Genomic DNA, 12,601 nt, shown 5'->3' on the forward strand with positions numbered 1-12,601 from the left:
GCACCGGAACAAGCACACTCAGCCTTCGGTGATCTTCTGATAAGCGCCCGCCGTCAGCAACCCGTCCGTCGCCGTCGGATCATTCGGCGTGATCTCCACCAACCAACCCTCACCGTACGGATCAGTGTTGATCAGCTCAGGCGTGTCACCCAACGCCTCGTTGCGCGCCGAAACCGTACCGGCCACCGGCGCGTAGATCTCCGACACACTCTTGGTCGACTCGATCTCACCCAGCGAATCACCGGCCGCGACCACCGCACCCGCCTCGGGCAACTGCACGTACACGATGTCACCCAGCGCGTCCTGCGCGAAGTGCGTGATGCCGACCCGGATCGAACCCGTGCCGTCACCCGCCACCCACTCGTGCTCGGCGGTGTATCGCAGATCCTCAGGAATCACCAGACGCGTCCTTCATCCATCGGTGCCCCGGACCACCCGGGCCCGGCGCGGCCGCGCCGGTCAGGAGACCGGACGGGCGTGTTCCAACCTGATCGGAGCGTGCAGCGCCGAAACCTCGGCAACCTCACGCTCCCCAAACGTCACGTTACCGCCGCCGCCCCGGACCGACGCCACCACCCCACCAGGAATGTTCAACGCCGTACGCATCGTCGCCGGATCACCGATCACCGTGATCGTGTACGGCCCCGTCAACCGACGCCCCTCGACCACCAACGACCCGTTGTCCCCATCGAGGAAGTACGTCGATGCGATGACCCGCACCGTCGCCCGGTCACCACCGGAGATCTGCATCGCCTCCGCGCCGGCACCCCGCAACTCCTGCACCGCGTCCAGCACCCGGTTCGCCGTGATCGGCTTGAGGCCGGCATCGAACTGCACCGTCAACCCAGGCCCGACCGCCGGCAACGTACCCGCCAGGATGCCCAGCTCGTCCGCCCGCCGCGTCGCCTCGTCCAACGCCGCCTGACGGCCCTGCTCACCCGAGCGCAACTGCCGCTGACTGTCCTCCAGAGCACGAATGTCCTGCTGCAGACGACTCTCCCGCGCATCCAGATCCGACAGGATCCGGACCAGGTCCTCCTGGCGCGTCGCACCCAACGTCGGATCCGTCGACGTCGTCTTCAACTGCACCACCAGGGTGAAGCCCAACAACGCCAACAACACCACGATCATCGCCCCGGCAGTACTCCACCGCGACCGACCCGCCGCAACCGGCGCCGCCGACGCCCCGGCAACCGCCTCCGACTCCCCGGCCGGCTCCGCCAACCCGTCGGAACCCGCCACCGGCTCCCCCGACCGCGACACCGCGCTCAGGTCCACCGTCGCACCGTCATCGACCGGCTCCACACCCGGCTCCACCGCGGGATCCTCATCCGGCTCCTGCGGCTCCACCGGCTCCTGCGGGGCCAACGGGCTCAACTCGTCCGGATCCGGCGCATCCGGCCGCGGATCCGGCTCACCCGCCGGCCCACCCGGCCGCGCCGGACCCGCCGGCTGCGGCCACCCGGTCCCCGTGTCGGTCTGCTCGTCACTCATCGCTGTCAAACCTACGCCCGGAACAGGTGCCGACGGATCGCCGCCACGTTGCCGAAGATGCGAACCCCCAGCACGACGACCACACCGGTGGACAACTGCCCGCCCACCCCCAACTGGTCACCCAGATAGACGATCAGACCAGCAACCAGCACGTTCGAGATGAACGACACCACGAACTGCTTGTCGTCGAAGATGCGGTCCAACCTGGCCCGCACACCACCGAACACCGCGTCCAACGCGGCCACCACCGCGATCGGCAGGTACGGCTGCAACGCCGCCGGCACCGTGGGATCAAGCCACACACCGAGCACCACACCGGCGAGCAACGCCAGCACCGCGATCATCGGCCACCTCCGGAGGGGCTAGTGGTCGTCTTCGGGCCGGACGACCCGGGACTGCCGGACCGGACACCCGACGCGGAAGGGCTCGGACTGACCGACGGCTTCGCGTAGCGTAGCTGCGGCTCCGGAGCCGCCGGCAGGGTGAGGTCATCCGACTCCCGCACACCGAACGACAACCCGGTCTTCTGCGCGACCTCCCGCATCAGCGCCGCGTTACGGCTGTCCTCGAACTTGCGCCGCAACGAACCCGGACCGATCGCCGACACCTCGTACGGCCCGGTCACCGGCCGGAAATCCACAAGCATCGCCTCACCCGCCGACCGGATCGTCGACGTCGCCGTCAACCGCTGCCCGTTGATGGCGATCGCCTCCGCGCCGGCACTCCACAACGCGTTCGCCACCCCCTGCAGGTCGCTGTAGAGCACCCGCGACGGCCCAGCGCCGGCACCGGTCACCGCGTCCGCGTTGTCCGGTGCGTCCGCCAACCGCACCACCACACCATCGCCGCGCACCCGACCCAGCCCCGTGCTCGCCTCCAGGTCCCGCAGCCGGGCGGCGGCCGACCCACTCAACGCCGCATCCCGCTGCCGACTGACCTCGTCACGCAGCTGGTCCGCCCGCGTGGACAACCGGTCGGTCTGGCTCTCCCGCTCCTTGATCTGCGCCACCAGACCGGAGCGGGCCTGGCTGCGCCCCGGCTCGTCCTCCATCGTCTGTCGGTACGCGACCGCGAACAGGAACCCGAGCATCACCACCACGACCAGGCTGACCGAACGGGTCGGCCAGGCACGCCACCCCCGGGCCGGCTCGGTGGACGCCGAACGACGGCGGGCAGCCGCCGCGTCCGCATACCCCGGGTCCAGCGGGTTGCGAAACAGTTCGGTGAGGAAATCGGGCGCGTACACCCGGTCCTGGCGGGGTTTCCCGGGCCGGGGCGCGCTCACGCCGCCGCTCCCCGCCCGCGCGCCGCGCGCACCAGCCGAGCCGCCTGCACCACGTACATCCCGCCGGCCACCCAGTAGAGCACCAGCCCCCACCAGGCCAACGCCCAACCGATCGCGGCCGTCGCCGTCGCCGCCGCGCTCCACTCGGTGGCCAGCAGCAGCACCGGGAACGCCGCGAGCAGCAGGAACGTGGCGGTCTTGCCCACGTAGTGCACCGGCGGCGGCCCGTAGCCGAAGCGGCGCAGCACCGCCAGCGAGCCGAGCAGCAGCAGTTCGCGGGCCAGCAGCGCCGCGGTGAACTGCCACGGCACCACCTCCCGCGCGGTGAAGGCGATCAGGGTGGCGAGGATGTAGAGCCGGTCGGCGAACGGGTCGAGCAGCTCCCCGAGGCGACTCACCTGGTGCAGGCGGCGGGCGATCCAACCGTCGACCCAGTCGGTGGTGCCGCCGATGGCGAGGATGACGATCGCCGCGACGTCGGCTCGCTCGACCAGGAACAGGTAGAGAAAGAGCGGCACGCCCAGCAGCCGCACGAAGCTGATCAGGTTGGGCAGGGTGAGCACCTGGTTGCCGGGGGCCTCGTCACCGGTGTCCCGCGGTTGCTCTGCCCGAGCCGGCCGACGCGACACCGATCCTCCTCCACGGCACGCGGGCCCCCGGCCGACGTTGGGCGTGGCGGAGGGTCGTACGCGCTGTCGGGCCGGCCAGCGCCGGCTCCCCTGCGGCCCCGGGCGGGGCCTCTTCCCTGACGCGGCCCGTGATCTCGATGATCACGGGCCGGGTAAGTGCGTTGTCACTATATCGGGCTTCCCTCGGCTCCCTGGGCGCCGCCGTGGGCGGTTCGGTGCGGCTTTGCCGCACTGTGGCGTGGATCACCACGCGTAGAGCATCCTAGGATACTGGAGAACGGGGTGGCCGGGCTCAGGCCGTCTGCACCGCCGGGTCGGTCTGCTGCTCGGGCACCGACTGGGTCGCCGCCCGACCGAACGCGACCAACGCCAGCAACAGATCGTGTTGCATCCTCGCCGGCATCCGATCCAGCACCGACTGCACCGCCCGCTGCCGCTGTTCGGCCAACTGCCGCAGCAGGGTCAGCGCCGCGGCGGTCGCCACCAACCGCACCTCACGCCGGTCGCGTGGATCGGGCACCCGGCGCAGCAGGCCGGTCGCCTCCAGCCGGTCGCAGAGGCGGCTCGCCGACGACGGCACCACATTCAGCAGCTCCGCCAGGCCGTTGACATTGGTCTCCGGTCGGCTGCTGATCAGGGTCAGCACCCGCAACTGCGTGGGCGGCACCTGGTGCCGCGCCGCGGCCGAGTCGAGCACGGCGATCAGCGTCCCGGCGGCCGCGTCGATCGCGGCGGCGAGATCCGCAGGTCGCTCCACCTGATGTCCCCTGCCGTCGTCGCGCTGGTGCCCGCCCGACGGAGCGGCGGCGACCCTCACTCACTGCCCCGCTCACGCGGACCGTGCCAGTCCAGACAGACCACGACGGCGTCGTCGCGCAGATCGGAGTCCGCGTGGTAGGCGTGCAGTTCGCGCATCACCGTACCAACCGCCTCAGCCGCCGGCTGCAACCGTGTGGCGCGCAGGGAGCGGGCCATCACCCGTTGCCCGTACGGTTCCTGGCCCGGTGGCTCGGCGGCCCACACCCCGTCGCTGACCACGAAGAGGCGGTCGCCCGGCGTGAGTTGCAACTCCTGTAGCTCGTAGCGGGTCTCCGCGAACATGCCCAGCGGCAACTGCTGATCCAGCTTTATCGGCTCCACCACGGCCCCGCGCATCCGCAACAGGTGCGGGGAGCCCGCGTCGACCGCCCGCACCCGGCCGGTGCGAGTGTCCACTTCGAGCAGCAGGGTGGCCACGTACCGGTGGCCCCGGTGCTGGTAGAAGACCGTGTCCGAGGCAAGCTCGGCCTGCTCCACCAGGCCGCCACCCGAGCGCCGCGCGTTGCGCATCGCGTTCACCGTGACGGCCGTCAGCATCGACGCGGCCAGGCCACTGCCCTCGCCGTTGAGCACGGTCACGGTGAGCCGGTCGCCGTCCAGAGACCAGTCGAAGTGGTCCCCACCCACGGTGTACGCCGGCTCGAGCTGCCCAGCCAGGTGGAACGCGTGGTGCGCCACGCTGCGCCCGGGCAGCAGATCCCACTGCATCTCGGCGGCCATCGTCAGTCGCTCACGGCGTCGGGCCCGCCGGTAACGGTCGGTCTCCCGGTCCGCCGCACGCATCGCCACCGCCAGAGCACCGGCGATGTCGGCCGCTTGGCCGGTGACAGCCGGACCCGGGACGGCCGGAAGCTCGATCATCAGCACACCCAGCCGCTCCCCCCACACCGTCAACGGCAGGTAGAGCCGGCAGGAGCCGTCCCCGGCGCTGTCGCGCACCGGTTGCTGGCTGCTGAAGCACCGTTGGGCCACGGTGTGGCAGGCCAGGAACCCGGCCGCCGGCAGGTCCGGATCCAGCACCGGCCAGAGCCCGCTGATCCGGTAGTCGGCGACGAAGACGTCGGTGCGCAGCGCGCCCAGCGTCGACCGGATCGCCCGGTCCGCAGCCTCCGCCAACTGGTCGGGCGGGGCCTCGCGCAACGCGCGCGACACCACGTCCGGCGGGTCCACCATGGTCGTCCTCTCCAGAAGCTTGCTACAGGGCAAGCATCATACGGACGACCCCAGACGGCGAATCCGGGCGGTCAGTCGCCGCCGCGGGTCGCGAGCACACCGTGGAACGCGTCGGGCACCTGCGCCGGCGGGCCCTCCGGCCGCCACTCGGCAACCGGGACGATCCCGTCCCCCGTCGGCGCCCACCGACCCAGCAGCGGCGCGAACGCCGCCGGTGGACGCATCCGGAACTGCGGCCCCATCATCGCCAGCGCCTGCGGATGACCCGCCAACTCCTCGGTGTCGAAATCCACCGCGAGCAGGCTGCCCGGCGCCGCGCCGGCGTACAACTCGTCGAGCGTGCGGGTCAGCGTAGCGTCGTCGAGGAACGCGGCGAGCCCGAGAAAGACCACCCCGACCGGTCTGCGGCCCCAACCAGGGACGAACCGGTGCAGCTGCGCCGGGTCGATCGTGCCGATGTCGGTCGCGTCACCGAAGCCGTAGCCGGCCCGGTCGCTGCCGGCGAGGATGCCCTGACCGAGCCGGATGGTCACCGGGTCGACGTCGGTGTAGAGCACGGTCGCGTCGGTGGCGACCTCGTGCACGTTGCCCATCGTGGGCACCCCGGCGCCGAACACCAGGAAACCGTCCACGCCCTGCCCGGCCATGGCCCGCACCGTCCGGCCCAGGAACGCCCGCAACTCCCGGAACACCGGCGCGCACGGACCGTACGCCTGCTCGAACGCGCTCGCGGCGGCCACGTCGACCGGGAAGTGGTGCGCCCCGCCGAGCCAAAAGTCGATCATACGTGCGGTGCTCGGCTGTTCCGGTTCACCCATCGACAGTGCTCCCTCCCCGACCGGTCGTCGCCAGCGTACCGACCCCGACGCACTCGGCGGTATCGCGGCGCGGAGGCGATCGCGCCCGCGATACTGGCCCCGGGCGGGAGGTGGGCGGTGAACTCGGCGAACAGCGCGGCGGTCGTGGTGGGCGTGGACGGCTCGGAACCGGCGCTGCGCGCCGTACGCCTCGCCGCCACGGAGGCGGCGCGCCGGCATCGGCCACTACGGGTCGTACACGGGTTCATCTGGCCGCTGCTGCACGTGCCGGTCTCCCCCGCCCCGGGCGCGCCGCCCGGCGGTGGGCTGCGCCACCGGGCCGAGGAACTGGTCCAGGCCGCGGTGGCCGAGGCCGAGGCGACCGTACCGGGACTGTCGATCTCCGGTGAGATCATCGACGGTGAGGCCGCCGCGGTGCTGGTGGGCGAATCCCCCACCGCCGCGCTCATCGTGCTCGGCGACCGCGGGTTGGGTGGCTTCTCCGCGCTGATCGTCGGCTCGGTCGCGGTGCAGGTCGCCGCGTACGCCGACTGCCCGGTGCTGGTGGCCCGCGGCGCGCAACGACCCGACGAGCCGGTGCTGGTCGCGGTGGACGGTTCGCCGGCCTCCCAGCTGGCGGCCGACTTCGCCGCCGAGACCGCCGTGTCGCGCGGCGTGCCGCTGGTGGCGGTGCACGCCTACCGGCACCCGGGCAGTAGCGGCCCGGGCGACATGCAACCCCTGGTGTACGACGAGGCGAAGCTGCACGGTGAGCAGGAGCGGATGCTCGCCGAGTGGGTGAGCGGGCTGACCGAGCACCACCCGGAGCTGCGGCTGACCTGCCGGGCGGTGCACGGCCGGACCGGTGCGGTGCTCGCCGAGGCGTCCCGCTCCGCCCAACTGGCGGTGGTGGGTGGGCAGGGGCGCGGCGAGGTGACCGGGTTGCTGCTGGGGTCGGTGAGCCAGTCGATGCTGCACCACGCGCAGTGCCCCGTCGCCGTCGTCCACGCGCCCCGCTAGGTCCCGAGGTTGGCGCGCCACCAGACGGGTAGACGGCCGCGGTACGCCCATGGCGACGAAGGAGGCTCCAGATGGCAGGACCACGGCCGGGCAGTAACGCCTACGACAAGCAGCGGGCGCGGTTGCGTAACGCGATCGACGACTCCGGACGCCGGGTGCCCGACGGCAAGGCCAACCAGGTCGCCAACAAGATCCTCCAGGAGGATCGCGGGCAGCGGGGCGTGGTGCGCGGCGACCGCACGTACGGCCCGAAGAGCGAGCGCGAACCAGGCGACCCGAAGTGAGGAGGGTCGACGTGGCCGACGGCGCCATCGCGGGCGCCGTCGGCAGCACCGCGCTGAACGTGGTCAGCTACCTCGACATCGCGCTGCGGGGACGGCCGGAGAGCAACGTCCCGCAGGAGACCGTCGACCGGTTGGCCGGGATCGCGCACGTGGACCTGGGGTCCGGGGACCAGGCGGCGAACCGCCGCTCGGGCCTCGGGCCCCTGATCGGCTACGGGCTGGGCATCGCCGCGGGCGTCGCGTTCGCGCTCTACGCGGGTGGTCGACGCCAGCCGTTGCCGATGGCCACCGGCCTGCTCGGCGCCGGCGTCATGACCATGACCGACGGGTCGATCACCGTGCTCGGGATCAGTGACCCGCGTACGTGGCGGCGATCCGACTGGATCTCCGACATCATCCCGCACCTGGCGTACGGGCTGACGGCCGCCGCCACCTGGAACAGGTTGCGGCGGCCGTCAGGTCGCAGTCGCTAGTTAGCGGGTGTCGCTGTCGTCGTCGGCCACCGGCTCACCGGCCGGGCCGTACGGCGACACCTGCCCCTTGGGTACCGGTCGACCGGCATCGCCGCCCGACGTGCCACGGTTGGCCGGGTGCCCGCCCGGGGCGGGGCCCTTGTTGTCCTGGCTGGTCGCGCCCAGTGCGTTGCGGCGAAGTTCCTGCTGCTGCGGGTTCGTCACGGGGTGTCTCCCTCCGGTACGGCAGGCGGCATCGACCGCCTGCACACCCCGGCATACCCGCCCGCTCCGGCGGCATTCCGGCCCCGGGCGCCGGCCGGACGGCTAGTGGAGCACGGATCGGGTACCCCGTCGGTGTGGGCAACGATCGAACGGTGGTGCGAGTCCTGCTGGACCGGCGTGGCCGCACGTACGCGGAGGAGGCCGGCATCCGGCTCTCCGACCGCCCCGGGCCGCTCTACCAGTTGTTGGTGCTGGCCACCCTGCTGAGCACCCGGATCCGGGCGTGCCTGGCGGTGGACGCCGCGCGGGAGTTGTTCGCCGCGGGCTACCGCACGCCACAGGCGATGGAGGCGGCCAGTTGGCAGGAACGCGTCGACGCGCTGGGCCGGGCCCATTACCGCCGCTACGACGAGCGGACCGCCACCATGCTCGGCACCGGCGCCCGACTGTGCCTGGACCGCTGGCACGGTGACCTGCGACGGCTGCACCGGGAGGCGCAGGGCGACCCCGCCGGGCTGCGTCGGCGGCTCACCGAGTTTCCCGGCATCGGCCCCACCGGCGCGGACATCTACCTGCGCGAGGCTCAGGCGGTCTGGTCGGACCTGCGCCCGTACGCCGACCGTCGGGCGCTGGCCGGGGCGAAGCGGCTGGGTCTGCCGGGCTCTCCGGACCGGTTGGCCGGCCTCGTCAAGGAACCGGACTTCGGCCGGCTCGCCTCGGCGCTGGTTCGCGTGGCGCTCGGCGAGGAGTCCGCCGGCGAGGTCACCCGCGTGGCCGCCCGCTGAGGCCCTACTTGACCGTCTTGTCCCCGGGCCGGGTCAGGTGCCACACCAGCAACGCGGCGAGCAACGCCAGGACGACCACCCCGCCGGAGATGCCACGGCCCTCCTCGGGGCTGCGGCCGGCGCTGCCGAAGTAGATCACCGCGAGGCCGGCCAGCACCGTGACGAACGTACGCAAACCTCGGTCCTTCACGTCTCGCACCGTAAGCGTGCCGCCCCCACCCCGGCGGGCATTTGGGCTTGTTGTCCCCCTTCTGGGGGTGGTCAGCGGTCGGCCGTGAACCCGCGCAGCCGTACCCGACGCACCGCCCGGTCACCGACCTCCACCACCTCCAGGGTCAACCCGGGCAGGCGCACCGTCTCCCCCGGCTCATCCGGCAGGTGCCGCAGCCGGGCCAGCACCAGCCCCGCCACGGTGGTGTAGTCCCGTGACAACGGGAAACTCAGCCGCACCCCCAGGTCGGGCAGGTCGTGCAGCGGGAAGTCACCGGGCACCAGCAGGGACCCGTCCGACTCCCGGATCACCCCGCGCACGTCGCGGTCGGTCTCGTCGTACAACTCGCCGACCACCTCGGCCAGCAGGTCCTCCATCGTGACCATGCCGTCGATGCCGCCGTGCTCGTCGACCACCAGGGCCAGTTGCTGATGCTCCTGACGGAGCTGACGCAACGCGTCGGCGACCGGCAGGGTGACCGGCAGCAGCAACGGCGGCCGGACCCGCTCGCCCACCGAGGCGGCGCCGGCCTGCACCAGGTCGCGGATGTGCACCACCCCGAGCACCTCGTCGAGGCCACCGGGACCGGTGACGGGAGCGCGGGACCGCCCGGCGGCGGCGAGCTGCCGCACCCCGTCGTCGGCGGTCAGGTGGGCCGGCAGGGTCGTCACCTCCCGCCGGGCCACCAGGATCTCGCGCAGGGTGCGGCCGGCGATGTCGAACGCTCCGGTCAGGATCTCCCGCTGCTGGGCCGACAGGCCGCGCTGGCTGGCCAGCATCTCCCGCAGCTCCTCCTCGGTCATCTCCTCACGGTTGGCCCGCGGGTCACCGCCGGCCAACCGGACGACCGCGTCGGTGGCCCGGCTGAGCAGCCACACCGCCGGTCGGGACACTCGGGCGAGCACGTCCAGCGGGCCGGCGCTCAGCAGCGCCCACCGCTCCGCCCGCTGCATGGCCAGCCGCTTCGGGGCCAGCTCCCCGAACACCAGCGTGACGAACGTCAGCAGCACGGTCACCACCAGCACCGCGGCCGGACGGGCCAACCCGCCGAGGAAGCCCAGCGGCCCGACCAGTGGCCCGGCCAGCGACACCGCGGCTGCCGCCGAAGCGAGGAACCCGGCCAGGGTGATGCCGAGCTGAATCGTGCCCAGGTACCGGTTCGGATCGCGGGACAGCTGCACCAACCGGTCACCGGCGCGGGTCCGTCGGCCCAGCCGCCGCAGCTGCCCCTCGCGCAACGTCACCAGCGCCATCTCACTGCCGGAGAGCGCGGCGTTGACCAGCACCAGCACGGCCACCAGCGCCAACTGCCCGAGCTGACCGCCCATCGCGCACCCCCGTCCGCCGCCTCAGGTCACTCAACCGCAGCGCGGCCGGCTCCGGGTCCGTTTCCGCCCCCCGCTCAGTCGACCTCCAGGTCGTCCAGCGAGATGGCGTGGGACATCAACCAGCGGGCCAGCGCCGACATGCCGAACAGCCACAGCGGCACGGACTCGGTGGGGCCGTTGGTGGCGTAGATGGCGAAGCGCAGGTCGGGGGCGCGGTACGCCTCGATCCGCCACCGGTGCTGCCGGTCCCGCCAGACCGCCGAAGGGTCCATGGCGTCACCGTAGGTGACCGCCGCCGACCCGGGGGCCGGTTAGCCCGGCACCACCGCGCCGGGCCGGGCACTCAGGTGACGACGATCCGGGCGTCGTCGGGCAGTCGCCGGGTCGCGCCCCGGCGGTCCAGCAGCTCCAGCAGTGGCACCGCCACCCGTCGGGTGGTGTCCAACGCCTGCCGGGCCGCGGAGAGGGTGAACGGTTGGGGCAGCCCGGCCAGCACCCGGACCGCGTCGTCGAGTGCGTCGGGCAGCAGCACCACGTTGTCGGCCAGCCGCAGCAGGGCGCCGGCGCGCACCGCCGCTCCGATCTCCCGGGGCCCCAGCCCGAGGTCGACGAGGTGGTCCGCCTCGGGGGCGCGGAACGGCCGGTCACCGTACTCGGCGCGGACCCGCTGCACGGCCCGGGCCACCGGCTCGGGCAGCGCGTCGGCGCCCGCCACCCCGACCCGCCCGGCGTGCAGCCGCAGCGGCGGCCGGACCAGCGCCTCGACCAGCGCCCGGTCGGGCAGGGCCAGGCGCTGGCGCAGCGCGTCCACCGGCATCCCGGGCTCCAACGGGTGGTCCCGGGCGTACCGGGCGACCTCCTCGGTCAACTGGTCGCCGAGTCGCCGCCAGTGCGCGGGGTCGGCCAACCAGTCGCCGGCCACCGGCGCGGAGTCCACCGGCACGCCCATCCGGATCAACGCACCGGCCTGGACCAGCCGACGGCGACGCAGCTCACCGGCCAGGTCCGGTCGACCGTCCAACTCGGCGAGGACCTGCGCGCGGGCGACGGCGGCGCCTCGGCGGGCCAACGGTGGCGGTGCCACGTCCAGCACCCGCACCCCGCCGGCCACGTGGTGGCGGCCCGGGTCCCGCAGCACAGCCCGGTCGCCGACCAGCAGCGGCAGGGGGCGGGCCAGCCGCAGCCGTACGGTGTCCGGGCCGAGCGGGCGGACCCGTACCGGCACCGCCGCCGATCCGACGTGCAGGGTGAGGGTGGCCGGCAGGTCGGCGGCCGGGTCGCCGGTGAGCCGGACGTCGACGAGGTCGGTGTGGTGGAACCGCCCCGGGGTCAGCAGCGCGTCGCCGCGGCCGAGTCGGTCGCGGGGCGTACCGCGCAGGTTGACCGCCACCCGGGCCACCGCCGTGGTCTCCGGTCGGGCCTCGCCGAGCGAGTGCAGGCCACGGACGCGGACCGGCTCGTCGGCGCCGGCCAACTCCAACTCGTCACCCACGCGGAGACGACCGGCGCCGAGGGTGCCGGTGACGACGGTGCCACTGCCCCGCACGGTGAAACTACGGTCGACCCAGAGCCGCACCGGGTCGTGCGCCATGGGGGCCGGCAGTCCGGCGGCGAGCCGGTCCAGGGCGCTACGCAGCTCCGGCAGGCCCGCGCCGGTCAGGCCGCTGACCGCCACCGCCTCCACCGCGCCGAGGCTGGTCGCGGCGATCTCGGCGCGGGCGTGGGCCATCGCCGGTCCCGGGTCGGCCAGGTCCGCGCGGGTCACCACCAGCAGGCCGTACGCGACACCGAGCGCGTCGAGCGCCGCCAGGTGCTCAGCGGACTGCGGCATCCACCCCTCGTCGGCGGCCACCACGATCAGCGCCGCCGGCACCGGGCCGACCCCGGCGAGCATGTTCGGCACGAACCGCTCGTGCCCGGGCACGTCGACGAACGCGACGGTGCCGCCGGACGGCAGCGTCGTCCAGGCGAAGCCCAGGTCGATGGTCATCCCCCGGCGGCGTTCCTCGGCCCACCGGTCGGGCTCCATCCCGGTCAACGCCCGGACCAGGGTCGACTTGCCGTGGTCGACGTGCCCGGCGGTGGCGACGACGAACACG

General features: G+C 73.1%; 17 protein-coding genes. 4 read left to right on the forward strand and 13 right to left on the reverse strand.

Features of this window, described 5'->3' with window-relative positions:
• Positions 1-18: 18 nt before the first annotated feature.
• The 8 genes from gcvH to HNR20_RS31125 form a co-directional block, all read right to left on the reverse strand.
• A complete protein-coding gene (gene gcvH, locus HNR20_RS31090; RefSeq protein WP_184187386.1) occupies positions 19-399 on the reverse strand; it encodes a glycine cleavage system protein GcvH in 381 nt (126 codons plus the stop codon).
• Between the two features lie 60 nt (positions 400-459).
• Positions 460-1,494, reverse strand: coding sequence for a DUF881 domain-containing protein (locus tag HNR20_RS31095; RefSeq protein WP_184187389.1), 1,035 nt, complete (start codon positions 1,492-1,494; stop codon positions 460-462).
• Positions 1,495-1,505: 11 nt separating this feature from the next.
• The gene (locus tag HNR20_RS31100; RefSeq protein WP_030327710.1) at positions 1,506-1,838 is read right to left on the reverse strand and encodes a small basic family protein; all 333 of its coding nucleotides are present in this window, start codon (positions 1,836-1,838) and stop codon (positions 1,506-1,508) included.
• The gene (locus HNR20_RS31105; RefSeq protein ID WP_184187392.1) at positions 1,835-2,779 is read right to left on the reverse strand and encodes a DUF881 domain-containing protein; all 945 of its coding nucleotides are present in this window, start codon (positions 2,777-2,779) and stop codon (positions 1,835-1,837) included. Before HNR20_RS31105 ends, HNR20_RS31100 begins: the two co-directional genes overlap by 4 nt.
• Positions 2,776-3,408, reverse strand: coding sequence for a cardiolipin synthase ClsA (gene clsA / locus HNR20_RS31110; RefSeq protein ID WP_184187394.1), 633 nt, complete (start codon positions 3,406-3,408; stop codon positions 2,776-2,778). Before clsA ends, HNR20_RS31105 begins: the two co-directional genes overlap by 4 nt.
• A gap of 292 nt (positions 3,409-3,700) precedes the next feature.
• Complete coding sequence (locus HNR20_RS31115) at positions 3,701-4,165, reverse strand: MarR family winged helix-turn-helix transcriptional regulator (protein WP_184187396.1); 465 nt, start codon at positions 4,163-4,165, stop codon at positions 3,701-3,703.
• Positions 4,166-4,221: 56 nt separating this feature from the next.
• On the reverse strand, positions 4,222-5,400 hold the full coding sequence (locus tag HNR20_RS31120) for a PP2C family protein-serine/threonine phosphatase (RefSeq protein WP_184187398.1): 1,179 nt from the start codon (positions 5,398-5,400) through the stop codon (positions 4,222-4,224).
• Between the two features lie 71 nt (positions 5,401-5,471).
• A complete protein-coding gene (locus HNR20_RS31125) occupies positions 5,472-6,218 on the reverse strand; it encodes an SAM-dependent methyltransferase (protein WP_184187400.1) in 747 nt (248 codons plus the stop codon).
• Positions 6,219-6,335: 117 nt separating this feature from the next.
• Between HNR20_RS31125 and HNR20_RS31130 the strand changes: the two genes are divergently transcribed.
• From HNR20_RS31130 to HNR20_RS31140, 3 genes are all read left to right on the forward strand, one after another.
• A complete protein-coding gene (locus HNR20_RS31130) occupies positions 6,336-7,217 on the forward strand; it encodes a universal stress protein (RefSeq protein ID WP_184187402.1) in 882 nt (293 codons plus the stop codon).
• 71 nt (positions 7,218-7,288) lie between these two features.
• Positions 7,289-7,501, forward strand: coding sequence for a phosphatidylethanolamine-binding protein (locus tag HNR20_RS31135; RefSeq protein WP_184187404.1), 213 nt, complete (start codon positions 7,289-7,291; stop codon positions 7,499-7,501).
• The gene (locus HNR20_RS31140; RefSeq protein WP_184187406.1) at positions 7,498-7,974 is read left to right on the forward strand and encodes a hypothetical protein; all 477 of its coding nucleotides are present in this window, start codon (positions 7,498-7,500) and stop codon (positions 7,972-7,974) included. The genes HNR20_RS31135 and HNR20_RS31140 overlap by 4 nt, the downstream gene beginning before the upstream one ends.
• Here the strand turns inward: HNR20_RS31140 and HNR20_RS31145 are convergent, their stop codons facing one another.
• The gene (locus HNR20_RS31145) at positions 7,975-8,178 is read right to left on the reverse strand and encodes a hypothetical protein (RefSeq protein WP_184187409.1); all 204 of its coding nucleotides are present in this window, start codon (positions 8,176-8,178) and stop codon (positions 7,975-7,977) included.
• A 134-nt stretch (positions 8,179-8,312) separates the two neighbouring features.
• On the opposite strand from HNR20_RS31145, the gene HNR20_RS31150 reads away from it, so the two are divergent.
• A complete protein-coding gene (locus HNR20_RS31150; protein ID WP_184187412.1) occupies positions 8,313-8,963 on the forward strand; it encodes a hypothetical protein in 651 nt (216 codons plus the stop codon).
• Between the two features lie 4 nt (positions 8,964-8,967).
• On the opposite strand, the gene HNR20_RS31155 is transcribed toward HNR20_RS31150, so the two are convergent.
• The 4 genes from HNR20_RS31155 to selB form a co-directional block, all read right to left on the reverse strand.
• A complete protein-coding gene (locus tag HNR20_RS31155; protein WP_036410487.1) occupies positions 8,968-9,153 on the reverse strand; it encodes a hypothetical protein in 186 nt (61 codons plus the stop codon).
• 71 nt (positions 9,154-9,224) lie between these two features.
• Positions 9,225-10,502: a hemolysin family protein gene (locus HNR20_RS31160; protein ID WP_184187415.1), complete on the reverse strand. Its 1,278-nt coding sequence runs from the start codon at positions 10,500-10,502 to the stop codon at positions 9,225-9,227.
• Positions 10,503-10,576: 74 nt separating this feature from the next.
• The gene (locus HNR20_RS31165) at positions 10,577-10,774 is read right to left on the reverse strand and encodes a hypothetical protein (RefSeq protein WP_184187418.1); all 198 of its coding nucleotides are present in this window, start codon (positions 10,772-10,774) and stop codon (positions 10,577-10,579) included.
• A 71-nt stretch (positions 10,775-10,845) separates the two neighbouring features.
• The gene (selB, locus tag HNR20_RS31170; RefSeq protein WP_184187421.1) at positions 10,846-12,600 is read right to left on the reverse strand and encodes a selenocysteine-specific translation elongation factor; all 1,755 of its coding nucleotides are present in this window, start codon (positions 12,598-12,600) and stop codon (positions 10,846-10,848) included.
• Position 12,601 lies beyond the last annotated feature (1 nt).

This window comes from Micromonospora parathelypteridis (genome assembly GCF_014201145.1).
Taxonomy (GTDB): Bacteria; Actinomycetota; Actinomycetes; order Mycobacteriales; family Micromonosporaceae; genus Micromonospora; species Micromonospora parathelypteridis.